The sequence below is a fragment of the Metapseudomonas otitidis genome (assembly GCF_900111835.1).
GTDB lineage: Bacteria > Pseudomonadota > Gammaproteobacteria > Pseudomonadales > Pseudomonadaceae > Metapseudomonas > Metapseudomonas otitidis.
The window spans coordinates 44,207-70,274 of record NZ_FOJP01000024.1 but is presented as its reverse complement, the minus strand read 5'-3'; the positions used below and the strand labels follow the sequence as shown (position 1 = coordinate 70,274).

At 67.5% G+C, this 26,068-nt stretch carries 6 protein-coding genes; 3 read left to right on the top strand and 3 right to left on the bottom strand.

Going from position 1 to position 26,068, the window contains the following annotated elements; all coding sequences use genetic code 11:
• Positions 1-10 precede the first annotated feature (10 nt).
• Together BM198_RS26125 and BM198_RS26120 are read left to right on the top strand one after the other, a co-directional pair.
• Complete coding sequence (locus BM198_RS26125; protein ID WP_074973567.1) at positions 11-2,122, top strand: GmrSD restriction endonuclease domain-containing protein; 2,112 nt, start codon at positions 11-13, stop codon at positions 2,120-2,122.
• A complete protein-coding gene (locus tag BM198_RS26120; RefSeq protein ID WP_074973565.1) occupies positions 2,119-5,532 on the top strand; it encodes a DEAD/DEAH box helicase family protein in 3,414 nt (1,137 codons plus the stop codon). The genes BM198_RS26125 and BM198_RS26120 overlap by 4 nt, the downstream gene beginning before the upstream one ends.
• Before the next feature lie 141 nt (positions 5,533-5,673).
• Here BM198_RS26120 and BM198_RS26115 read toward each other — a convergent pair whose 3' ends face one another.
• The 3 genes from BM198_RS26115 to BM198_RS26105 are packed head-to-tail and all read right to left on the bottom strand — an operon-like array spanning position 5,674 to position 10,576.
• The gene (locus tag BM198_RS26115; protein WP_074973563.1) at positions 5,674-7,032 is read right to left on the bottom strand and encodes an HlyD family type I secretion periplasmic adaptor subunit; all 1,359 of its coding nucleotides are present in this window, start codon (positions 7,030-7,032) and stop codon (positions 5,674-5,676) included.
• Positions 7,033-7,041: 9 nt separating this feature from the next.
• Positions 7,042-9,201 carry a type I secretion system permease/ATPase gene (locus tag BM198_RS26110; RefSeq protein WP_044412592.1) on the bottom strand — a complete coding sequence of 720 codons (2,160 nt, stop codon included), beginning with the start codon at positions 9,199-9,201 and terminating at the stop codon, positions 7,042-7,044.
• 19 nt (positions 9,202-9,220) lie between these two features.
• Positions 9,221-10,576 carry a TolC family outer membrane protein gene (locus BM198_RS26105; RefSeq protein WP_074973561.1) on the bottom strand — a complete coding sequence of 452 codons (1,356 nt, stop codon included), beginning with the start codon at positions 10,574-10,576 and terminating at the stop codon, positions 9,221-9,223.
• A gap of 472 nt (positions 10,577-11,048) precedes the next feature.
• Here BM198_RS26105 and BM198_RS30260 point away from each other — a divergent pair, with 472 nt between their 5' ends.
• A complete protein-coding gene (locus BM198_RS30260; RefSeq protein ID WP_167368493.1) occupies positions 11,049-26,024 on the top strand; it encodes a retention module-containing protein in 14,976 nt (4,991 codons plus the stop codon).
• Positions 26,025-26,068: the final 44 nt, after the last annotated feature.

The following is a 26,068-nucleotide window of genomic DNA, read 5'->3' as shown; positions in this document are numbered from 1 at the left end:
GGACGTTGAAATGAAGGCATCGGAAGCGCGTTTTCTCGATCTCCTCAAGCAAGCCCCGCAGTTCGTCATCCCCATCTACCAGCGCACCTACTCCTGGACGGAGAAGGAATGCGAGCAACTGTGGAATGACATCCTGCGGGCCGGGCGTGACGAGGAGGTGAGTGCGCATTTCGTGGGCTCGGTGGTGTACGTGGAGAAGGGCCTGTCGAGCCTGACCAGCGTGGAGCCCTACCTGGTGATCGACGGCCAGCAGCGCCTGACCACGGTGACCCTGCTGCTCACGGCCCTGGCCCACCACCTGGCGGGCCTGGACGAGGCGGAGCAGGAGCCGCTGGACGGCTTCTCCCCCGAAAAGCTGCGGGCCTATTACCTGGAGAACCCGCTGGAGCGGGGCGAGCGGCGTTACAAGCTGGTGCTGTCGCAAACCGACAAGGCCTCGCTGATCGCCCTGGTGGCCGGCAAGGAGCAGCCTGCGGAGCATTCCCTGCGGGTGTACGAGAACTACCGCTTCTTCGAGCGCTGCATCGCCGAGCAGCATGAGGACCTGGCCGCCCTGTGCCGGGGCCTGGCCAAGCTGGTGCTGGTGGACATCGCGCTGAATCGCTCGCAGGACAACCCGCAGCTGATCTTCGAAAGCATGAACTCCACCGGCCGCAAGCTGAGCCAGGCCGACCTGATCCGCAACTTCATCCTCATGGGGCTGGAAACCGAGCTGCAGAGCCGCCTGTACGAAGACTACTGGCGGCCGATGGAAGTGGCCTTCGGGCAGGAGGCCTACGGGCTCTATTTCGATGCCTTCATGCGCCACTACCTGACACTCAAGACCGGCGAGATTCCGCGCCAGGACGAGGTCTACGAGGCCTTCCGCAGCCACAGCCGCAAGCCGAAGGTCGCCCAGCTCGGGGTGGAGGCGCAGGTGCGCGAGGTGCGTGACTACGCGCGCTACTTCTGCGCCATGGCGCTGAATGCCGAGCCCGACCCGGAGCTGGCCCAGGCCTTCCATGACCTGCGGGAGCTGAAGGTGGAGGTGGCCTATCCCTTCCTGCTGGAGCTGTACCACGACTACGCCACGGGCCAACTGAGCCATGCGGACCTGCTGGCGGCGGTGCGCCTGGTGGAGTCCTACGTGTTCCGCCGCACGGTCTGCGCCATCCCCACCAACTCGATGAACAAGACCTTCGCCACCTTTGGCCGGGCACTGAAGAAGGACCGCTACCTGGAGAGCATCCAGGCGCACTTCCTGGGCTTGCCGTCGTACCGCCGCTTCCCCTCGGACGAGGAATTCCGCCGGGCGCTGCCGGAGCGCGACCTGTACAACATCCGGGTGCGCAGCTACTGGTTGCGGCGCTTCGAGAACTTCCAGCGCAAGGAGCGGGTGGTGGTGGACGAGTACACCATCGAGCACATCATGCCGCAGAACCCGGCGCTCTCAGCCGAGTGGCGCGAGGCCCTGGGGGCCAACTGGGAGGAGGTGCACGGCTACTGGCTGCACACCCTCGGCAACCTGACCCTGACCGGCTACAACGCCGAGTACAGCGACCACCCGTTCCAGACCAAGCGCGACATGCCGGGCGGCTTCCGCGAGAGCCCGCTGCGCCTGAACGCCGGCTTGGGCAACGTGGAGCAATGGAACGAGGCAGCCATCCAGGCACGCGCGGCGCAACTGGCCGAGCGGGCCTTGCAGGTATGGACAGCGCCGCACCTGGAGTCGCAGGTGCTGGCGGCCTACCAGGAGCCGTCGGAGGAGACGGGCTACGGGCTCAAGGACCATCCCTACCTTCAGGTGGAGCCGGGTGCGTCGCTGTTCGAGGCCTTCCGCAAGGCGGTCAAGGCGCTCGATCCCTGTGTCAGCGAGCAATTTCTGAAGCTGTACGTGGCCTTCAAGGCCGAGACCAATTTCGTCGACGTGGTGCCCCAGGCCGGGCGCCTGCGCCTGTCGCTGAACATGCCCTTCGCCGACATCAACGACCCGCGCGGGCTGTGCCGCGATGTGACCGGGTTGGGGCGCTGGGGCAATGGCGATGTATCCGTGGGGCTGGAGTCGTTGAATGACCTGCCGTACATCCTCGGGCTGGTGCGCCAGTCCCTGGAGCGGCAACTGGGCAGTGGGACGGACGCATGAGCAACTTCGATTTCCTCAAGGCCGAATGGCCGGCCCTGCACGCCGAGGCGCTGAAAGCCGAGGCGGGGGTACTGGCCGACCCGCGTTCGGCGTGCTTCTACGCGCGGCGCACCCTGGAGCTGATGGTGGCCTGGTTGTTCCAGGCCGACCGCAGCCTGCGCCCGCCGTACAAGAGTGACCTGTCGGCCTTCCTCTTCGAGCCCAGCTTCAAGGCCCTGGTGGGGCCGATGCTCCACGCGAAGATGGAGATCATCCGCAAGCGCGGCAACGATGCGGTGCACAGCACGCGGCAGGTGCGCCAGCAGGATGCCCAGGCAGTGCTGAGCGAGCTGTTCCATGTCACCTACTGGCTGGGCCGCACCTACGCCCGCCATGCCAGCGGCAAGCCGGATGCGGCGCTGCGCTTCGACCCCAACCTGCTGCCGCCACCCCCGGCCCAGGCCGTGGCCCGCAGCCTGGCGCAACTGAAGACGCTGGAGCAGGACGCCGCCCAGCGTGACGCCGAGCTGGCCAGGGCCCGCGAGCAGAATGCGGCGCTGGATGAGGAGGTGCGCCGCCTGCGTGCCGAGGTGGAGGCCGCCAAGGCCGCCAACACCCAGGTGGCGGACACCCATGATTACAACGAGGCGCAGACCCGCGACCTGTTCATCGACCAGTTGCTGCACGAGGCCGGCTGGACGCTGGAGGCCGAGCGCGACCGGGAGTTCCCGGTAGAGGGCATGCCCAACGCCAGTGGCCAGGGCTCGGTGGACTACGTGCTGTGGGGCGACGATGGCCTGCCGCTGGCGCTGATCGAGGCCAAGCGCACCCAGAAAGACCCCCACGACGGCCAACGCCAGGCGGAGCTCTACGCCAACTGCCTGGAGGCGCGTTACGGCCGTCGCCCGCTGATCTACTTCACCAACGGCTACGAGCACTGGCTGTGGGATGACCGCCTCTATCCCGCGCGGCTGGTGCAGGGCTTCCACAAAAAGGCAGAGCTGGAGCTGATGCAGCAGCGCCATGCCAGCCGCCGCCCATTGGGCGAGGCGAGCATCGACCCGGCCATCGTCGAGCGTCATTACCAGGTGCGTGCCATCCGCCGCATCGGCGAGACCTTCGAGCGCGACCGCCAGCGCAAGGCCCTGGTGGTGATGGCCACCGGTGCCGGCAAGACCCGCACGGTGATCGCGCTGTGCGACCTGCTGATGCGTTGCAACTGGGCCAAGCGGATTCTCTTCCTTGCCGACCGGGTGGCGCTGGTGAACCAGGCCGCCAATGCATTCAAGACCTTCCTGCCCTCGGCATCGCCGGTGAATCTGGTGACGGAGAGGGGCGGCGAGGGGCGGGTGTACGTGTCCACCTACCCGACGATGATGGGGCTGATCGACGAGAAGCAGGCGGGCCAGCGGCGCTTCGGCGTGGGTCACTTCGACCTGATCGTGATCGACGAGGCACACCGCTCGGTGTACCAGAAGTACCGGGCGATCTTTTCCTACTTCGACGCTCTGCTGGTGGGGCTGACGGCGACCCCCAAGGACGAGATCGACCGCAACACCTACAGCCTGTTCAACCTGGAAAGCGGTGTCCCCACCGATGCCTACACCCTGGAAGACGCCATCGCCGAGGGTTACCTGGTGCGCCCGCGAGCCGTTTCCGTGCCGCTGAAGTTCCAGCGCGAGGGCATTCGCTATGACGACCTCAGCGAAGACGAGAAGGACCAGTGGGATGAGTTGGACTGGGGTGATGAGGACGCGGCGCCCAATGAGGTAGGCGCCGAGGCGGTGAACCGCTGGCTGTTCAACACCGACACCGTGGACAAGATGCTGGAAACCCTGATGACCCGCGGCCACAAGGTGGCCGGAGGCGAGCGCATCGGCAAGACCATCGTCTTCGCCAAGAACGACAAGCATGCGAAGTTCATCGCCGAGCGTTTCGACGCCAACTACCCGGACAAGGCCGGTCACTTCGCGCGGATGGTGACCTACAAGGCGCCCTATGCGCAGACGCTGATCGATGACTTCTCGATCAAGGACAAGGCACCACACATCGCCATTTCCGTGGACATGCTGGACACCGGCATCGACGTGCCGGAAGTGGTCAACCTGGTGTTCTTCAAGGTGGTGCGTTCCAAGGCCAAGTTCTGGCAGATGGTGGGGCGCGGCACGCGGCTGTGCACGGACCTGTTCGGGCCGGGGCAGGACAAGGAAGATTTCTTCATCTTCGATTTCTGCCAGAACTTCGAATTCTTCAACGAGAACCCGGAGCCGGCCGAGGGCTCGCTGACCGAGCCCCTGAGCCAGCGTCTGTTCAAGGCCCGGCTGGCGATGCTGGCCGCGCTGGATCGGCGCCGCGCGCAGGCGGGCGTCCGCGAGCCTGCGGGCGCCTATGAAACGAGCTACAGCGATGATGAGCTGCGCGAGGACATCGCCCTGATGCTGCACGAGCGCGTTGCGGCGATGACGCTGGATAACTTTCTGGTACGGCCCAAGCGGCGCTGGGTGGAAACCTACGCCCAGGCAGGCATCTGGAACGATCTGGGGCCCGCGCAGTTGCAGGAGGTGGCGGAGCACCTCTCCGGGTTGCCTTGCACCCTGGCGGAGGAGGACGAGGAGGCCAAGCGTTTCGACTTGCTGATCCTGCGTTTGCAGCTCTGCATCCTCAACGCCGAGCCGGGTTTCGCCCGTTACTCCGAGGCGGTGCAGGAGCTGGCCCAGGCGCTGCTGGAGAAATGTGCGCAGGTGCCGGCCATCGGCGCCCATGCGTTGCTGATCGAGGCCGTGGCGGGACAGGAATGGTGGGAGGACGTGACCGTTTCCATGCTGGAGCAGGCCCGGCGCAAGCTGCGCGGGCTGATCAGGCTGCTGGAGCCGGAACGTGGCCGCACGGTGTACACGAACTTTGCCGATGAGCTGGGCCAGGTCGAGGAAGTGGCGATGCCGACCATGATCAACCCGGCCAGCTTCGAACGCTTCCGTGAGAAGGTGCGGGCCTTCCTGCGCCAGCACCAGGATCACCTTTCTCTGCAGAAACTGAGGCGCAACCAGCCACTGACCGCCCTCGATCTGCAGGCCCTGGAGCAGATGCTGGTTGACAGCGGTGCGGCGGCAGGCGAGATCAACCTGGCCAAGGAGCACGCTCACGGCCTGGGCCTGTTCGTGCGCTCCCTTGTGGGCCTGGACCGTGAGGCCGCGACCGAGGCGCTGGCGGCCTTCCTCGTCGGCAAGACGCTCAGTGCCAACCAGATCGAGTTCGTCGACCTGGTGGTGCAGCACCTCACCGAGTTCGGGGTGATGGAGCCCTACCGCCTGTACGAGTCGCCCTTCACCGACCTGACCCCGGCAGGGCTGGATGGCTTGTTCAGCACCGAGCAGGTCGATGAGCTGTTGGGCGTGCTGGAGCGGGTGAAGTCCTCAGCGATGGTGGCGTAGCGGCGTGATGCGCTTCGTGCCTCAGCGCATCCTACGAACCAAACCGGTAGAACCGGTGGCACCCGTAGGATGGGCTGAGCTGTGCGAAGCCCATCGCGTTCTGGCACGCGATTGCCGGCGAGCATCATCCACCACCCTGCACTAGCGTTCGCGCATGGCTTCGGAGCGGGCCTTGAGGACGGGTTTGAGGAGGTAGTCGAGCACGCTTTTCTCGCCGGTGATGATGTCCACGGTGGCGACCATGCCGGGGATGATCAGCAGCGGTTTGGCGTCGCTGCCGAGGTGGCTTTTGTCGGTGCGGACCTGGATCAGGTAGAAGCTGTTGCCCTTGTCGTCGGTGATGGTGTCGGCGCCGATCAGTTCCAGCTTGGCCTTGAGCCCGCCGTAGATGGTGTAGTCGTACGCGCTGAACTTCACCATGGCCTTCTGCCCGGGGTGGAGGAAGGCGACGTCCTGGGGGCGGATGCGCGCTTCGATCAGCAGGTTGTCCTCCAGCGGCACCACTTCCACCATGTCGCTGCCCGGCTGGACCACGCCGCCGATGGTGTTGACCTTGAGTTGCTTGACGATGCCGTGCACCGGCGAGAGCACGGTGGTGCGCGAGACGCGGTCGTCGATGGCGCGGCCGGTGGAGGTGATCTTCTGCAGCTCGGTGCGGGCTTCGTTGAGTTCCTTGAAGGCGTCGGAGCGGAACGACAGTTGGCTCTCCTCCATCTTCCGCTCGATCTCCTTCACCGCTGCCTCGGCCCGGGGGATGGCCAGGTTGGTACCGTTCAGCTCGCCGCGCATCTCCACCGCGCTGCGCCGCAGGCGGAGGATCTCCACCTCGGAAATGGCGCCGGTGCCCACCAGCGGCTGGGACATGTTCAGCTCCTGCTGCAGCAGCGCCAGGCTGGAGGCGTACTGCTGGGACTTGGAGCGGAATTCGGCCAGTTCCTGCTCCTTCTGCCGCAGCTGTTCCTTGAGGATGTGCTGCTCGCTTTCCAGCCGCTGCAGGCGCGTGCGGTTCAGCGCGCGTTCGTCCTCGGCCAGCTGCGGCGCGCCCTTGGCGATCTCGTCGGGCACCTCGAAGGGGCGGCCCTCGGCTTCGGAGGCCAGGCGTTCGACCCGCGCCATCAGCGCCAGGCGGTCGGCCTCGGTCTCGCCCTTGTTGGAGAGGAAGCGGGTGTCGTCCAGGCGCAGCAGCACATCGCCCTTGTTCACCACCTGGCCCTCGCGGACGAAGATCTCCGAGACGATGCCGCCCTCCAGGTTCTGGATCACCTGCACCTTGCTGGAGGGGATGGCCTTGCCTTCGCCGGTGGTGACTTCCTCCAGCACGGCGAGCTTGGCCCACACCAGGGCGACGATCAGCAGGCTGCAGGCCACCCACACGGTGATGCGGGTGCCGGTGGGGGAGTCTTCGAGGATGGCGCCGTCCACCTCGGGCATGAACTCGGTGTCGGCCCGGGCCGGGGCGCGGCCGCCGAAGTACTGGGCGGGGGTTTGAGCGTTGGCCATGGAGCCCTCCTAGACAGCCGCCGGGCCGACACGGCCCTTGCGCAAGGCATCGATGACGGCCTCTTTCGGCCCGTCGGCGACGATGTGCCCGGCGTCCAGCACCACCAGGCGTTCCACCAGGCTGAGCATGGAGGCGCGGTGGGTGATGAGCACCACCGTCTTGCCCTGGGCCCAGGCGTGCAGGCGGTTGCGCAGCAGGTCTTCGCTGGTGTTGTCCATGGCGCTGGTGGGCTCGTCCAGCAGCAGGATGGGCGGGTCCAGCAGCAGCGCGCGGGCCAGCAGCACGGCCTGGCGCTGGCCGCCGGAAAGCAGCTGGCCGCGCTCGCCCACCGGGCGGTCGAAGCCCTGGGGATGCTGCCGGGCCAGCTCGGTGACGCCGGTCAGCTCGGCCACCTCCAGCATCCGCGCGTCGTTCACGTAGCGGGCGCCGAGGGTGAGGTTGTCGCGCAGGCTGCCGGAGATCAGCGGCATGTCATGGGTGACGAAGCCGATCTGGTGGCGCAGGTCGGCCACGTCCAGCTGGCGCAGGTCGATGCCGTCCAGCAGCACCTGGCCTTCCTCGGGGCTGTAGAAGTTCATCAGCAGCCGCGCCAGGGTGCTCTTGCCCGAGCCGCTGCGGCCGATGATGCCGACCCGCTCGCCGGCGGCCATGCGCAGGCTGACGTTGTGCAGCGCCGGGGCGTTCTGCTCGGGGTAGCGGAAGCTCACCCCGCGCACGTCGATGGCGCCGCGGATGTGGGTGCGTTCCAGGGGCTGCTGGGTGTTCTCCCGCTCCTGGGGCAGGCCCATCAGCGAGTCGGTGCTCTTCATCGTCAGCTGGGCCTGCTGGTAGCGGGTGATCAGCCCGGCGATCTGCCCGAGCGGCCCGAGCACGCGGCCGTTGAGCATGTAGCTGGCCACCAGGGCGCCGACGCTGAGGTTGCCGCCGATGATGCTGTAGACCCCGGCGACGATCATCGCCAGCCCGGCGAACTGCTGCAGGAACAGGGTGCCGTTGGTGACCAGCGCGGAGAGGAAGCGGGCGTGGCTGTCCAGGCGGGTGAGGGCGCCGTGGGTGCGCTCCCAGCGGTGCTGGCGCTCGCTCTCGGCGCCGCAGGCCTTGAGGGTTTCCAGGCCGGAGAGGGTTTCGATCAGCAGTGCCTGGCGTTCCGCGCCCAGGGCCAGGCTGCGCTGCACGGTGTCGCGCAGGCGGGCCTGGATGATCCAGGCGAAGATCGCGGTGATGGGGAAGGCGAGGATCGGGATCACCACCAGCCAGCCGCCGAGCAGCCCGATCACCACCAGCATGAGGACGGAGAAGGGCAGGTCGATGAGGCTGGTGAGGGTGACGGCGGTGAGGAATTCCCGCAGGCCCTGGAAGTCATGGATGCTCTGGGCGAAGCCGCCGATGGTGGCCGGCTTGGCCTTCATCGACATGCCGGTGATGCGCTCGAAGAGGGTGGCCGAGAGCACCACGTCGGTCTTCTTCCCGGCGGTGTCCAGCAGGTGCGCCCGCAGCACCCGCAGCAGCAGGTCGAAGCCGGTGCCGATGAGCAGGCCGATGGTCAGCACCCAGAGGGTGGAGGTGGCCTGGTTGGGCACCACGCGGTCGTAGGTCTGCATCACGAACAGCGGCACCAGCATGCCCAGCAGGTTGATCAGCAGGCTGGCCAGCACCGCGTCGGTGTAGAGCCAGCGCGACAGCCGCAAGGTGTCGCGGAACCAGGACTTGACCCGGGGCATCAGCGGCTTGCGGGTCTCCTCCAGCTCGTGGCGGGGGCGGGCGAACAGCGCCTGGCCGCTGTACTCGGCGGCCAGGGCCTCGCGGTCGATCCATTGCTGACCACCGTCGGACTCGCTGGGCAGGATCAGCGCGCGACCATCCTTGCCCCACTGGTGCAGCACCGCGCTGCGGCCGTTGCGCAGCAGCAGCAGCACCGGCAGGTTGAGCGGCGAGATGGCGTGCAGCTCGCGGCGCAGCAGGCGGCTCTGCAACCCGGCCCGGGCGGCTGCACGGGGCAGCAGCTCCGGGGTCAGGCGCTGTTCGGCCAGCGGCAGGCCGGCGGTGAGGCTGCCCCGGCTGGCGGGGCTCTCGTGCAGCCTGCAGAGGATCAGCAGGCCGTCGAGCAAGGGGTCATCGTGGCTCTGCCGCGGGTCGACTGCAGGGCCCGCCAGTTCCATGGTGGTCATCGACTGCTCCCGATCCGGGTTACTTCAGGTCCGGCAGGTGGGCCTCGCTCTTCACCTCGGTGGCGGCCACGGCTTCGGCCGGTACCACCACCCGCTGGCGCTGCAGCAGGCCGCCCATGGCCGCGAACACGCGGTACATGGCGAACTCCTCGGTGTAGCGGACTTCGACGTAGCGGCGGTTGGCGGTGAACAGCTCGTTGTCGCTGTCCAGCAGGTCCAGCAGGGTGCGCTGGCCGAGACCGAACTGCTGCTGGTACGCCTCGCGCACGCGCTGGGTGTAGTCGGCGTATTCACGCGCCTTGGGGGTTTGCAGGCGGGCGTTCTCCATGGCGTTCCAGGCCAGGGCGAGGTTCTCGTTGAGGGTGCGCAGGGCGTTGTTGCGGATGTCCATCGACTGGTTGATGGAGTGGGCGGCGGCCTGCAGGCGGGCCTTGTCGCGCATGCCGTTGAACAGGTTGTAGTTCATCACCACGGCGGCGCGCCAACCCTTCACGTGGCCCTCGTCACCCTGCACGTCGTTGTCGGCGTTGGTGGCCAGCTCGCCGTCGAAGCGCGGGTAGAACGGCGACTTGGCCGACTCGTACTGGCTCTCGGCGGCCTGTACGTCGGCCTGGGCGGATTTCAGGTAGGGGTTGTTCTCCATCATGGTCTGGCGGGCCGCCAGCAGGTCGGCGGGCATCTCGCCACGGACGCTGGAGGGGGCTTCCAGTTCGTCCGCCGGGCGGCCGACGGCGCTGAAGAAGTTGGCCTCGGCATCGGCCAGGTTCACTTCCTCGGTGTAGAGGTTGTTCTCGGCCAGGGCCAGGCGGGCGGCGGACTGGTCGGAGTCGGCGGTGCTGCCCACGCCGCGCTGGCTGCGCAGGTTGATCTGGTCACCGACGCGCTGGTGCGACTGCAGGTTGTTGCGGGCCAGGGCCACCATTTCACGGCGCTTGAGCACCTCCAGGTACACCTCGATGGTGCGCAGCGCCAGGCTCTCGGCGGTGGCCAGGGTGTAGTAGGCGCGGGAGTTCACCACCGATTGGGTGCGGCCCACCTCGTTGGGGGTGTTGAAGCCGTCGAACAGCATCTGCCGCAGGCGCAGCTCGGCGTTGCTGTAGTTGAGGGTCTCGGTGTTGTGGTTGCCCTGGGCGCGGGTGCTGGGGTTGTCGGTCATCTGCCGGCCGTAGCCGGCGATCAGGTCGACGGTCGGCAGGTAGCCGCCCTTGGCCACCTTCACCTGCTCGTCGGCGACCAGCCGGGCGTTGGAGGCGGCGCGCAGTTCGGGGTGGGTGTCGAGGGTGCTCTGAATCGCATCCGTGAGATTCATCGCCTGGACCTGGGTGCTGGCGAAGGCCAGCAACATGGCGCTCCAGAGTGGGGTGAGTGCTCGCATGAGGGGTGTCTCCTTGTCCGATGCTTCTTGCTGCTTTCTTCTGGGTCGCCATTTTTTTGGCGAAATTGCCTGTTCAACCGTTTCAGGCTTGTAACATCAGAGCTAAGAACAACTTTTGACGGAGCTAAGAAATTTTTTTCACAACGGATATGACGAAAAAATCTTATGCAGGTGCGGCAAACCGGCACATCTTGTTTTCCTGTCAGCCGCGGAATTCGGGCCTTTCAGGCATTCGCGGTCTGGTTTCAGGTGGTCAGTTGCGCGATTCGAGCCCTGGGGAGACGCGGTTTTTGCTGGAGCAGTTCGACACGGAAAATAAGTGACGTTTTTCTGTCGCGAATTTTTTGACCAAAAAATTGTCGCCCCGCCCCACGCATTTTTCCCCCCTTGAGCACCGCTCCTACGCAGCGCTGGCCCTATTCGAGAAGGGTTGTCGGCAGTGGTCGGCAGGTGTGCGCTGGAGGAAGGATTCATGGCTACGGTAATCGGTGTCGTCAGGCAGGTCGTAGGCGAGGTGTTCGCGGTAGCAGGCGATGGAACGCGCCGGCCGTTGGTGGAAGGGGACCGGGTGTTTGCCGGTGAACAACTGGTTACCGGCGCCGAAGGCGCGGTGGCCATCAACCTGGCCAGCGGCGGCGAGCTGACCCTGGGGCGCGACAGCAGCACCACCCTGAGTACCCAGATGCTCAGTGCTGGTGGCGACAACGCGGCGCCGGTCGATCCCACTGCCGACGCCCAGCCGCAGCCCCCGAGCCAGCAGGAGCTGACCGACGTCGAGCAACTGCAGGCCGCCATCGAGGCCGGCGTGGACCCGACCCTGGCCGCCGAGGCCACCGCAGCCGGCCCGGGCGCTGGCGGTGCCGGTGGCGCGGGCGGTGTGGGCGGCGGCCACTCCTTCGTGCTGCTGTCGGAAACCGGCGGTGCGGTGGACCCGACCATCGGCTTCCCCACCGGGCCCATCGACTTCACCCCGCTGTTCCCCGAGGGCGACATCCCCCCGCTGCCGGACGATTCCACCCCCTCGCTGACGGTGGTGTTCCTCGACCAGTCCGGCACCGTGGTGACCGGCCCCGGCGTGGTGGATGAAGAGGCCCTCAACGGCGGCGAAGGCGGGGGCGGCAAGGCCGGCAGCAATGCCGGCAGCACTGCCGAGAGCACCTCCGGCAGCCTGGTGATCACCTCGCCGGACGGCATCGACCGCGTCGAGGTGCTGGACGTCAACGGCAACTGGATCAACGTCACCGCCGGCGGCACCGTCCAGGGCGCCTTTGGCGTGCTGGTGTTCGACGGCGCCGGCAACTGGACCTACACCCTCACCGACAACAGCCTCGACCACGGCAACCCCAACGCCACGGGCGCCGACGACCAGATCTTCGACAACTTCAGCGTGCGGGTCTTCGACCTGGACGGCGACGTGTCGCCCACCGTGCCCCTGACCGTGGCCATCAACGACGACGGCCCCACGGCCGGGCTGCAATTCAATCAGGAAGGCGGCTTCGTGGTGCTGGACGAGACCGCCGGCCTGCAGCCGGACAGCCAGGAAGTGCCCGGCCCGCTGGCGGTGTTCGCCTCGGTGGCCAATGCCTCTGCTGACATGCTGGCCTTCGCCCAGGGCAGTGGCCCGGTCGTCGTGGGGGCCTTTGACACGGGGGCTGACGAAGCCGGCTCCTCCGCGGTGTTTTCCCTGGCCCTGGGCGAGGGTGGTGGCGAAGGTGAGGGCGGCAGCGGCCTGTTCACCACCGCCGGCAGCCCCATCACCCTGGCCCTGGAGAACGGCCTGGTGGTGGGCCGTGATGGCAGCGGCAATGCGGTGTTCGCCATCGCCATCGACCCGGATTCCGGGCAGCTCAGCGTGGTGCAGTACGAATCCCTGCGCCATCCCGACAGCGGCAGTGATGACGAGGGGCTGAACCTGTCCGGCCTGGTGCGGGCGGTGTTCACCGTCACCGACGGCGACGGCGACAAGGCCACCGCCAGTGCCGACATCGGCAGTGCCATCCGCTTCGAGGACGACGGCCCCACCGCAGTGATCCGCGTGACCGAGGGCGGCAGCGTGACCCTCGATGAAAGCGCCGGCCTGCAGAACGGCACGGCCACGCCCGGTGTCCCCGGCGATGCCGGCAACCAGGACACCAGCGACCCGGCCGTGGCCGCCCTGTTCAGCGGCGTGGCCAATGCCGGCAGCGACCTCGGCAGCCCCGGCTATGCCCAGAGCAACGGCCCGGTGGTGGATGTTTCCGGCAGCAGCACCGGCGAGGACGAGGAGGGCGCCACCACGGTGCTGAGCCTGTCCATCGTCGGCGGTGACGGCGCCGATTCCGGCCTGACCACCACCGACGGGCGCTCCATCGTCCTCAGCCTGGAAGGTGGGCTGGTGGTCGGGCGCATCGTCGGCGGCAGCTTCGACGGCCAGGCCGCGTTCGCCGTGGCCATCGGCCAGGACGGCACCCTCCAGGTCGCCCAGTACGTGTCGCTGTTCCACCCGGACACCAGCAGCGGCGATGACAGCGTCAGCCTCGCCGGCAAGATCAACGCCGTGGTCACCATCACCGATGGCGATGGTGACGTGGCCGTCGACCAGGTCGGCGTCGGCGGAGCCGTGCGCTTCGAGGACGACGCCCCCACCGCCAGCATCCAGCTGGTGGAAGGCCGCAGCGTGACCCACGACGAAAGCCCCGAGCTGCAGAACGGCACCACCACCCCGACCCCGGCCGGCGATGCCGACGACAACGACGTGGGCGGCAAGACGGTCGCTTCGCTGTTCGACAGCGTGGCCAACGCCGGCACCGACCTGCTCGGCTTCGCCCAGAGCGAAGGCCCGCTGGTGAGCACCGCCGGCAGCAGCTTCGGCGAGGACCAGGAGGACGCCACCCTGGAACTCAGCCTGGCCATCACCGGTGGCAGCGGCACCGATTCGGGCCTGACCACCACCGACGGCCAGGTGATCCGCCTGTACGTGGAGAACGGTCTGATCGTCGGTCGTGTCGAAGGCATCGACGGCCCCGGCCAGGCGGCCTTCGCCATCGTCCTCGGGGCCGATGGCACGGTGAGCGTGGCCCAGTACATGTCCCTGCATCACCCCGACACCGGCAGCGGTGACGAGTCGGTGGACCTGGCCGGCCTGATCAAGGCCGTGGTCACCGTGACCGATGGCGACGGCGACGTGGCCCGGAGCGAAGTGGACATCGGCGGTGCCGTGCGCTTCGAGGACGACGCGCCCAGCGCGGCCATCCAGGCCGTGGAAGGCCGCGTGGTGATCCACGACGAAACCCCCGGCCTGCAGAACGCTAGTGCCACCCCCGGCATCCCCGGCGATGCGGCCAACCATGACACCAGCAACCCGGCCGTGGCGGCGCTGTTCGCCAGCGTGGTCAACGCCGGCACCGGCCTGGCGGCGGGCTATGCCCAGAGCACCGGCGCGGTGGTGGACACCTCATTCAGCAACGTTGGCCAGGACCAGGAAGGCGCCACCACGGTGCTCAGCCTGTCCGTGCAGGACAGCGACTCGGGCCTGAAGGCCCTCGACGGCTCGTCCATCCTGCTCAGCGTCGAGAACGGCCTGGTGGTCGGCCGCGTATCCGGTGGCGCCCTCGACGGGCAAGCCGCGTTCGCCGTGGCCATCGGCCAGGACGGCACCCTCAGCGTGGCCCAGTACCTGCCGCTGCAGCACCTGGACGGCAGCAACGCCGACGACGCCCTGAGCCTCACCGGCAAGATCAACGCCGTGGTCACCGTGACCGATGGTGACGGCGACGTATCCGTGGCCTCCACCGGCATCGGCGATGCCGTGCGCTTCGAGGATGACGGCCCCACCGCCAGCGACGTGCGTGCCGAAACCGTGCTGGACGACGAAGGCCTGGCCGGTGGCATCAACGGCGGCCCCGGCGATGCTGCCGGCGCCAACACCAGCACCAGCGGCAGCCTCGGCTACGACGGCGGCGCCGACGGCGTGAAGAGCGTGGAACTCACCGGCCCCAGCAGCCTGGGCAGCGAGAGCGTCACCTCCACCTGGGATGCCAGCACCAACACCCTGACCATCAGCTCCGCCCGGGGCGCGCTGATGACCGTGGTGCTCACCAACCCGGCCACCGGCGCCTACACGGTCAACCTGCTGCAACCGTTGATGCACCCGCAGGGCGGCACCGAGGACAACATCACCCTCAACGTCGGCTACAAGGTCACCGACGGTGACGGCGACAGCGCCAACGGCTCCCTCGCCGTGGTGATCAACGACGACTCGCCCAGCGTGCAGGCCAGCGAGCTGGACCTGAATTCCTCGGTGACCTTCCTCGGCACCAATGCCGGCTACTCCAACACCTACGGCTACTACATCAAGGGCGATGACGGCACGCCCCAGGGCGGCAAGATCATCTGGGCCAACGTGCACGACCAGAGCGTGGGCGACCAGGCCAGCCTCGATGGCCTGGACCCGGCCCACACCGGCTTCTTCATCATCCCCGACGGCGCCGCCAACGGCGGCCTGAGCAATGGCGCGGAGGTCACCTTCCAGCTGGTGGGGGGCAAGTGGCAGGCCTTCATCGGCAGCACCCCGCTGGTGGGGGCCGACGGCGCCAACGTGCTGTTCAGTGACGCCGCCCTGAACCCCGGCGGTTCCCACCTGCAGGACACCGGCAGCGCCGGCAACCAGAACTGGGAAGACAAGACCGCCACCTCCGACTACGACTACAACGACGTCAGCGCCAACGTCACCTGGGGCTCGGCGATCCAGTTGCAGGTGGACGAATCCAACTTCGCCCAGGACGCCACCGCCAACTTCAGCGGCGTGTTCAACGTGCAACCCGGCGCCGACGGCGTGGGCAGCCAGGCCTACAGCCTGAGCGTGCAGAACGCCAACTCCGGCCTGGTGGACACCGCCACCGGCGAGGCGGTGCTGCTGAGCCTCAACGGCTCGGTGATCGAAGGCCGTACCGCCGGCACCGGCGAGCTGGTGTTCACCCTCAGCGTGAACGCGGCCGGCACCGTCACCCTCGACCAGCAGCGCGCCGTGGTGCACCCCACCAGCGACGCCGACGAGGCCAAGTACCTGGGCGCCGGGCATGTCAGCCTGACCCTCACCGTGGTGGACAAGGACGGCGACAGTGCCAGCGGCGCGGTGGACATCGGCAAGGTCATCAGCTTCAAGGACGATGGCCCGAGCATCAGCGCCGGCCAGGCCGGCGTCGCCAGCCTGGAGGTGGACGAAACCAGCCTCGGCATCGACGCCACCACCGACTTCAGCGGTGCCTTCACCAGCAGCTACGGCGCCGACGGTGCCGGCAGCATCGCCTACAGCCTGGCGGTGAGCGCCAACGGTGCCTCCAGCGGCCTGAAGGACAGCGCCACCGGCAGCGACATCAAGGTCTACCTGGAAGGCAACCAGGTGGTCGGGCGCGTGGGCGGCAGCGGCGGCGCCGTGGCCTTCACCCTGACCGTGGACAGCGAAGGCAAGGTCACGCTCGACCAGAAACTGGCCATCCAGCACAGCCCGGATGCCGGGCCGGACCAGGCCACCGGCCTGTCGGCAGCGGACCTGGTGAAACTGGTGGCCACCATCACCGACAAGGACGGTGACTTCAGCAAGGCCAGCCTCAACCTGGGCGACGCCATCAGCTTCCGCGATGACGCCCCGGCCATTCGCGCGGTCTCCATCCCGGCGGACATCCTCCAGGTGGACGAAACCAACCTGGCCGGCGATGCCACCACCGACTTCAGCGGCGCCTTCATCCGCAACTACGGTGCCGATGGCCCCGGCACCACCACCTATGCCCTGCAGGTCAGCGCCGATGGCGCCAGCAGCGGGCTGAAGGACACCGCCAGCGGCAGCGACATCAAGGTCTACCTGGAAGGCGGCCAGGTGATTGGCCGCGTGGGTGGCCCCTCGGGCGCCATCGCCTTCACCGTCAGCGTGGACGGCAGCGGCAAGGTCACCCTCGACCAGCGCATCGCCCTGCAGCACAGCCCGGACAGCGGGCCGGACCAGGAGGTGAGCCTGGGCAGCGTCGACCTGGTGAAACTGGTGGCGACCATCACCGACAAGGACGGCGACTCCAGCAGTGCCAGCCTGAACCTGGGCGACGCCATCAGCTTCAAGGACGACGCGCCCGGCATCCGCGCGGTGGAGATCCCCTCGGACATCCTCCAGGTGGACGAGACCAACCTGGCCGGCGATGCCACCACCGACTTCAGCGGCGCGTTCATCCGCAACTACGGCGCCGATGGCCCCGGCACCACCACCTATGCCCTGCAGGTCAGCGCCGACGGCGCCAGCAGCGGGCTGAAGGACACCGCCACCGGCAGCGACATCAAGGTCTACCTGGAAGGTGGCGAAGTAGTCGGCCGCGTGGGCGGCCCCTCGGGTGCCATCGCCTTCACCGTCAGTGTGGACAGCACCGGCAAGGTCACGCTCGATCAGCGCATCGCCCTGCAACACAGCCCGGACAGCGGGCCGGACCAGGAGGTGAGCCTGGGCAGTGCGGACCTGGTGAAACTGGTGGCCACCATCACCGACAAGGACGGCGACAGCAGCAGCGCGACCCTCAACCTGGGCAACGCCATCAGCTTCAAGGACGACGCGCCGACCATCAGTGCTGGTCAGGCCGGCGTCGCCAGCCTGGAGGTGGATGAAACCAACCTGGCCATCGACGCCACCACTGACTACAGCGGCGCCTTCACCGGCAATTACGGCGCCGACGGTTCCGGCAGCATCGCCTACAGCCTGGCGGTGAGTGCCGAGGGCGCCAGCAGTGGCCTGAAGGACACCGCCAGCGGCAGCGACATCAAGCTCTACCTGGAAGGCGGGCAAGTAGTGGGCCGCGTGGGCGGCAGCGGCGGTGCCGTGGCCTTCACCCTGACCGTGGACAGCAGCGGCAAGGTCACCCTCGACCAGAAACTGGCCATCCAGCACAGCCCGGACGCCGGGCCGGACCAGGCCACCGGCCTGTCGGCGGCGGACCTGGTGAAACTGGTGGCGACGATCAGCGACAAGGATGGCGACAGCAGCAGCGCCAGCCTCAACCTGGGCAATGCCATCAGCTTCCGCGATGACGCCCCGGCCATTCGCGCGGTCTCCATCCCGGCGGACATCCTCCAGGTGGACGAAACCAACCTGGCCGGCGACGCCACCACCGACTTCAGTGGCGCCTTCATCCGCAACTACGGTGCCGACGGCCCCGGCACCACCACCTACGCCTTGCAGGTCAGCGCCGACGGGGCCAGCAGCGGCCTGAAGGACACCGCCACCGGCAGCGACATCAAGGTCTACCTGGAAAGCGGCCAGGTGATTGGCCGCGTGGGTGGCCCCTCGGGCGCCATCGCCTTCACCGTCAGTGTCGACAGTACGGGCAAGGTCACCCTCGACCAGCGCATCGCCCTGCAGCACACCCCGGACAGCGGGCCCGACCAGGAGGTGAGCCTGGGCAGCGTCGACCTGGTGAAACTGGTGGCGACCATCACCGACAAGGACGGCGACAGCACCAGCGCCACCCTCAACCTGGGCAACGCCATCAGCTTCAAGGACGACGCGCCGAGCATCAACGCCGGTCAGGCCGTGGCCGACAGCCTGCAGGTGGACGAAACCACCCTGGCCACCGATGCCACCACCGACTTCAGTGGCGCCTTCAGCGGCAACTACGGTGCCGACGGCGCCGGCAGCATCGCCTACAGCCTGGCGGTGAGTGCCGAGGGCGCCAGCAGTGGCCTGAAGGACACCGCCAGCGGCAGCGACATCAAGCTCTACCTGGAAGGCGGGCAAGTAGTGGGCCGCGTGGGCGGCAGCGGCGGGGCCGTGGCCTTCACCGTAACCGTGGACAGCAGCGGCAAGGTCACCCTCGACCAGAAACTGGCGATCCAGCACAGCCCGGACGCCGGACCGGACCAGGAAGTGAGCCTGGGCAGCGTGGACCTGGTGAAACTGGTGGCGACCATCACCGACAAGGATGGCGACAGCAGCAGCGCCAGCCTCAACCTGGGCCATGCCATCAGCTTCAAGGACGATGCGCCCACCATTAGCGCCGGCCAGGCCGGCGTCGCCAGCCTGCAGGTGGATGAAACCAACCTGACCGTCGACGCCACCACTGATTTCAGTGGTGCCTTCAGCGGTAACTACGGTGCCGACGGCGCCGGCAGCCTCGCCTACAGCCTGGCCATCAGCGCCAGCGGTGCCAGCAGCGGGTTGAAGGACACCGCCAGCGGCAGCGACATCAAGCTCTATCTGGAAGGCGGCCAGGTGGTGGGCCGTGTGGGCGGCAGCGGCGGGGCCGTGGCCTTCACCGTGACCGTGGACAGCAGCGGCAAGGTCACCCTCGACCAGAAACTGGCGATCCAGCACAGCCCGGACGCCGGGCCGGACCAGGCCACCGGCCTGTCGGCAGCGGATCTGGTGAAACTGGTGGCCACCATCACCGACAAGGACGGTGACAGCAGCAGCGCGAGCCTCAACCTGGGCAACGCCATCAGCTTCAAGGACGATGCGCCCACCATTAGCGCCGGCCAGGCCGGCGTCGCCAGCCTGCAGGTGGATGAAACCAACCTGACCCTCGACGCCACCACTGATTTCAGTGGCGCCTTCTCCGGCAACTACGGTGCCGATGGTTCCGGCAGCCTCGCCTACAGCCTGGCCATTAGCGCCAGCGGTGCCAGCAGCGGGCTGAAGGACACCGCCAGCGGCAGCGACATCAAGCTCTACCTGGAAGGTGGGCAGGTGGTGGGCCGCGTTGGCGGCAGCGGTGGGGCGGTGGCCTTCACCGTCACGGTCGACAGCACGGGCAAAGTCACCCTCGACCAGCGCATCGCCATCCAGCACACCCCCAACACCGGGCCGGACCAGGCCACCGGCCTGTCGGCGGCGGACCTGGTGAAACTGGTGGCGACGATCACCGACAAGGACGGTGACAGCAGCAGCGCCAGCCTCAACCTGGGCAACGCCATCAGCTTCAAGGACGACGCGCCGAGCATCAACGCTGGTCAGGCCGGTGTCGCCAGCCTGCAGGTGGATGAAACCAACCTGTCCGTCGACGCCACCACCGACTACAGCAATGCCTTCAGCGGCAACTACGGTGCCGATGGTTCCGGCAGCCTCGCCTACAGCCTGGCCATCAGCGCCAGCGGCGCCAACAGCGGCCTGAAGGACAGCGCCAGCGGCAGCGACATCAAGCTCTACCTGGAAAGCGGCCAGGTGGTCGGCCGCGTGGGCGGCAGCGGCGGGGCAGTGGCCTTCACCGTGACCGTGGACAGCGTCGGCAAGGTCACCCTCGACCAGAAACTGGCCCTCCTGCACAGCCCGGACAGCGGGCCGGACCAGGCCACCGGCCTGTCGGCGGCGGACCTGGTGAAACTGGTGGCCACCATCACCGACAAGGACGGCGATTCCACCAGCACCAGCCTCAACCTGGGCAATGCCATCAGCTTCAAGGATGACGCGCCCACCGCCGGCAACATCGACGTGAAGCTGGACGACGACACCCTGGCCAACGGCAACCCCGGTGGCGTGGGCGACGACGTGGATGCGCAGAACACCAGCGGCACGGTGGCCCACAGCTTCGGCGCCGACGGCGCGGGTTCGATCACCTGGGTCACCAGCGGTGCGCCCAGCGGGTTCACCTACGAGACCTCGGGCAGCAACCTGCTGGTCAAGCAGGGCGCCACCACGGTGCTGACCGTCACCCTCAACAGCACCAGCGGCGCCTACCAGGTGGTGCAGAACGCGCCCATCCGCCACCCGGACGGGCAGGACGAGAACAACGTCCAGTTCCAGTTGACCTACAAGGTCACCGACAAGGACGGCGACAGCGCCAACGGCACCCTGAGCCTGAGCGTGGACGACGACACCCCGGTGGCACGCAACGACGTGGCCACGGTGGCCGAGTCCAACGCGCCGGACATCAACATGGTGTTCGTGCTGGACTTCAGCGGCAGCATCGACAACACCGAGCTGAACCAGATGCTGGATGCCGTGAAAGCCGCCGCCCAGGCGCTGTTCCAGGGCACCCCGGGTGACGTGCAGATGCAGGTGGTGGCCTTCTCCTCCACCGCCCAGGCCTATGCACCGGTCACCTCCTATGCGGCCTTCGAGTCGCTGGTCAACTCGCTCAACCCGCTGGATGGCGGCACCCGGCCGTTCGACGGTGGCACCGACTTCACCGATGCCATCAAGGCCACCATCGCCAACTACGTGCCGCAGGCGGGGTGGAGCAACCAGGTGGTGTTCGTCAGCGATGGCAACCCCAACGAGCAGACCGGCACGGGCGGCAACGCCCTGGCCGATGCCACGGCCACGGCCTGGGCGCAGTTCATCGCCAACAACGGCCTCAACGTCACCACCGTGGGCGTGGGTAACGGCATCGACGACAGCAAGCTGCAGAACGTCGACCTCGACGGCAGCGGTTCGCCGATCCGCGTCGGCACCTTCGACCAGTTGGTGGATGCGCTGCTGACCGGCGTCAGTGCCGGCCAGGTGAGCGGCAACGTGCTCAAGGGCTCCGATGGCGTGGCCGGCACCGCCGACGACGACAGCTTCGGCGCCGACGGCAAGGGCGGCATCAACTCGGTGACCGTGAGCGGCGTGACCTACACCTGGAACGGCAGCGATGCCACCGCCCAGCTGTCGGTGAACACCACCCTGGGCGGCAAGCTGCAGTTCAACTTCAAGACCGGCGACTGGAGCTACACCGCGCCCTCGGGCTTGACCGGCAATGTTTCGGAAGTGGTCGGCTACAGCATCAGCGACGCTGACAAGGACGGCACCAACGGCCAACTGACCATCAACGTGACGGCCACCAACGATGCCCCGGTGGCGGTGAACGACACCTTCACCACCGCCGAGGACAGCCCGCTGACCATCACCGCCGTCGGCCTGTTCGGCAGCGACGGAACCGGGCCGGTGAACGACCGCGACAGCGACTCCGGCAGCTTCACTGCCATCAAGGTGACCCAGCTGGCGAGCAACGGCGTGCTCACCCTCAACGGTGTGGCGGTGACGCTGAACCAGGTGATCTCGCTGTCCGATATCAACGCCAACAAGCTGGTGTTCGTCCCTGATGGCGATGAGAACGGTGCGCCCTACGCCACCTTCAAGTACCAGGTGAGCGACGGCACCACCTTCAGCAACGCGGCCACGGTGACCATCAACGTGACGGCGGTGAACGATGCGCCGGTGGCCGTGGATGACAACCTCACCACTGCCGAGGACACCTCGCTGACCATCACCACCACGGCCTTGTTCGGCTCGGACGGCACCGGCCCGCTGAACGACAGCGACGTGGACTCGGCCAGTTTCACCACCATCCGCATCACCCAGCTGGCCAGCGACGGCGTGCTGAAGCTCAACGGCGTAGCGGTGACCCTGAACCAGGTGATCAGCCTGGCGGACATCACCGCCGGCAAGCTGGTGTTCGTGCCGGACGGCAACGAGAACGGCTCGCCCTATGCCACCTTCCAGTACCAGGTGAGCGACGGCAGCCTGTACAGCAACACCGCCACGGTGACCATCGCCGTGACCCCGGTGAACGATGCGCCGGTGGCTGTCAACGACACCTTCAGCACCAACGAGGACACGGCGGTGACCATCACCAGCGCCGGCCTGTTCGGCAGCGATGGCACCGGCCCGGTGAACGACAGCGACATCGACTCGGGCAGCTTCACCGCCATCCGCATCACCCAGCTGGCCAGCGACGGCGTGCTGAAGCTCAACGGCGTGGCAGTGACCCTGAACCAGGTGATCAGCGCGGCGGACATCGACGCCGGCAAGCTGGTGTTCGTGCCCGATGGCAACGAGAGCGGCACGCCCTACGCCACCTTCCAGTACCAGGTCAGCGATGGCAGCGCCTACAGCAACGTGGCCACGGTGACCATCAATGTGGCGGCGGTGAACGATGCGCCGGTGGCGGTCAACGACACCTTCAGCACCACCGAAGACAACGCCGTGACCATCACCAGCGCCGGGCTGTTCGGCAGTGACGGCACCGGCCCGCTGAACGACAGCGACGTCGATTCCGGCAGCTTCGCCAACATCAAGGTGACCCAGCTGGCCACCGACGGCGTGCTGAAGCTCGATGGCGTGGCGGTGACCCTGAACCAGGTGATCACCATCGCCGACATCGCCGCCGGCAAGCTGGTGTTCGTGCCCGATGGCAACGAGAACGGCGCGCCCTATGCCACCTTCCAGTACCAGGTGAGCGACGGCAGCCTCTACAGCAACACCGCCACCGTGACCATCAATGTGGCTGCGGTGAACGACGCCCCCGTGCTGGACCTGGACGCCAACAACAGCAGCGGCGCCACCGGGGCCGATTACCGCACCACCTTCACCGAAGGCCAGCCGGCGGTGGCCATCGCCGACTTGGACAGTCAGATCACCGACGTCGACGGCAGTACCATCGCCTCGGCCAAGGTGGTGCTGACCAACGCCCAGGCGGGCGATGTGCTCAGTGCCACCGGCATGCCGGCCGGCATCACGGCGGTGGTGGACACCAGCGTGGCCGGCAAGATCACCGTCACCCTCACCGGCGTGGCCAGCCAGGCCACCTACGAGACGGCGCTGGAGGCGATCCGCTTCTCCAACACCAGCAACACGCCGAGCACCACCCCGCGTGACGTGACGGTGACGGTGAACGACGGCGCCACCGACTCCAACACCGCCCACACCACCATCAACGTGGTGGCCGTGGACAACGGGCCGGATGCGAAGGACGACGTGGCCAGCGTGGTGGAAGGGCACGGCCAGGACTTCAACGTGGTCTTCGTGCTGGACTTCAGCGGCAGCATCGACAACACCGAGCTGAACCAGATGCTCAGTGCGGTGCGCCAGGCCGGCAGCGAGCTGTTCGACGGCACCAGCGGCCATGTGCAACTGCAGATCGTGGCCTTCTCGTCGACGGCCACCTCCTATGCGCCGGTCACCAGCGTGGAGGCGTTCTCGGCGCTGATCGCCAGCCTCAACCCCGCCGAGGGCGGTACCCGGCCGTTCGCCGACGGCACCGACTTCACCGCGGGCATCCAGGAAACCATGGGCGTGTACCAGCCGATTGCCGGCTGGAGCAACCAGGTGGTGTTCATCAGTGACGGCAACCCCAACGAGCAGACCGGTAGCGGTGGCAACTCGCTGACCGATGCCACGTCGACGGCCTGGAACAATTTCGTCGACAACAACGGCATCAACGTCACCACGGTGGGTATCGGCGACGGCATCAACACCGCGCGCCTGCAGGACGTCGACCTCGACGGCCAGGGCTCGCCGCTGAGCGTCTCCGGCTTCGGCCAACTGGTGGATGCGCTGCTGGGGCAGGTGGTTGGCGGCGATGTGACCGGCAACGTGCTCAAGGGCTCCGATGGCGTGGCCGGCACCGCCGACGACGACAGCTACGGGCCGGACGGCGCGGGCTACATCAAGTCCATCACCATCGGCAGCATCACCTACACCTGGAACGGCAGCAGCACCATCACCCCGAGCAGCGGCTCGCCCATCAGCGGCAACCAGCTCACCGGGATCGACACGCCGCTGCACGGCAAGCTGACCTTCAACTTCGCCACCGGGGCCTGGAGCTACGTGGCGCCGGAAGGGCTCACCGCCAACGTCACCGAGCAGTTCAGCTACACCTTGGTGGACAGTGACGGCACCCCGGACAGCGCCAACCTGACCATCAACGTGATCGACGCCAACAGCCCGCCGGCCGGTGCCGACGCCACCCTGAGCCTGCTGGAGGACACCAGCCATGTGCTGACGGCGGCCAACTTCGGCTTCTCCGACAGCGAGGGCAACAGCCTGGCGGCGGTGAAGATCACCACGCTGCCCACGGCCGGTACGCTGCTGCTCAACGGCAGCGCCATCAGCGCCGGGACCTTCGTCTCGGCCGCCGACCTGGCAGCCGGCAAGCTGGTGTTCAGCCCGGCGGCCAACGCCAATGGCAACGGCTATGCGAAGTTCACCTTCCAGGTGCAGGACAACGGTGGGACGGCCAACGGCGGGATCAACCTCGATCCGAACCCGAACACCATCACCTTCAACGTCACCCCGGTGAACGATGCGCCGACCGCCGACATCAGCCGGCTCACCTACAGCATCGGCGAGAAGAGCAGCCTGACCCTCAGCGGCACCGGCATGAGCGTGGGTGACGTGGACGGCGGCAGCGACCTGCGCACCGTGACCCTGGCGGTGGCCCAGGGCGCGCTGACCGTCTCGGCGGGGAACAGCGGGGTGACCAACATCACCGGCAACGGCACGTCGCAGGTGACCTTCCGCGGCACCCTGACCCAGCTGAACAACCTGCTGGCAGGGATCGACACAGGGGCCGGCTCGGCGGGGAGCATTTCCTTCCTGGCCAGCACCAACACGGCGGCTGCGGTGGCGCTGATGCTGATGATCAACGACGCCGGCGCCATCGGAGGTGGCGCGCTGACGGCGGTGGACACGGCGACCATCAACGTCACCCTGGTGAACGATGCACCGACGCTGACCGGTGATTCGCTGATCACCAACGTGGCCTCGGGGGTCACGGTGCCGGTGCCGGAATGGGCACTGCTGTACAACGACACCGACCCGGACACCAGCACCTTGCACATCAGTACCGTGGGCAGTGCCAGCGGGATGACCGCGACCTTGGCGGCCGGGGTGGTGAGCGTCACCGACACCGGCACGCTGGGGGGCTCCTTCAGCTACATCGCCGAGTCGACGACTGCCTCGGTCAGTCTGACCCGTGACACCGACGGGATCCTCGATGGCAACAGCAGCGACAACCTGCTGGTGGACGGCCTGGCGGGTGGGCACACCCTCAACGGCAACGGTGGCAACGACGTGCTGCTGGGCAACGACGGCGACGACACCCTCAACGGCGGGGCCGGCAACGACCTGCTGGTGGGCGGTTCCGGCAATGACTACCTGGATGGCGGCAGTGGCACCGATACCGCCGGCTACCAGGACGCCACTGCCGGGGTCAACGTCAGCCTGGGCATCACCGGGCAGCAAAACACCGGCGGGGCAGGGCTGGACACCCTGGTGAACATCGAGAACCTGACGGGCTCGAACTTCAACGACACCCTCACTGGCAACAGCGGGGCCAACGTGCTCAGCGGGCTGGCCGGCAATGACACGCTGATCGGCGCGGGCGGCAACGACACCCTCACCGGCGGCGACGGCGCCGACACCTTCAAGTGGCTGTTGGGCGACACCGGTACCACCCACATCACCGACTTCACCAAGGGTGTGGATGCGCTGGACCTGTCGCAGCTGCTGACCGGGGAACAGGCCAACCTGGGTAGCCTGAGCCAGTACCTGACCTTCAGCTTCGGCACCAACACCACCATCACGGTGGACAGCAACGGCAGTGGCAGCGGTACGGGCGGGCCGACCATCGTGCTCGATGGCATCAACCTGCAGGCAGCCTACGGCGCAGCCGATGCGGCGGGGGTGATCAGCGGGATGCTGGGTGACGGCACGCTGAAGACCGATACGGTCTGATGCGGGGCAGGGCCCGCCTCCTTTTGGAGGCGGGCCTTTTCACG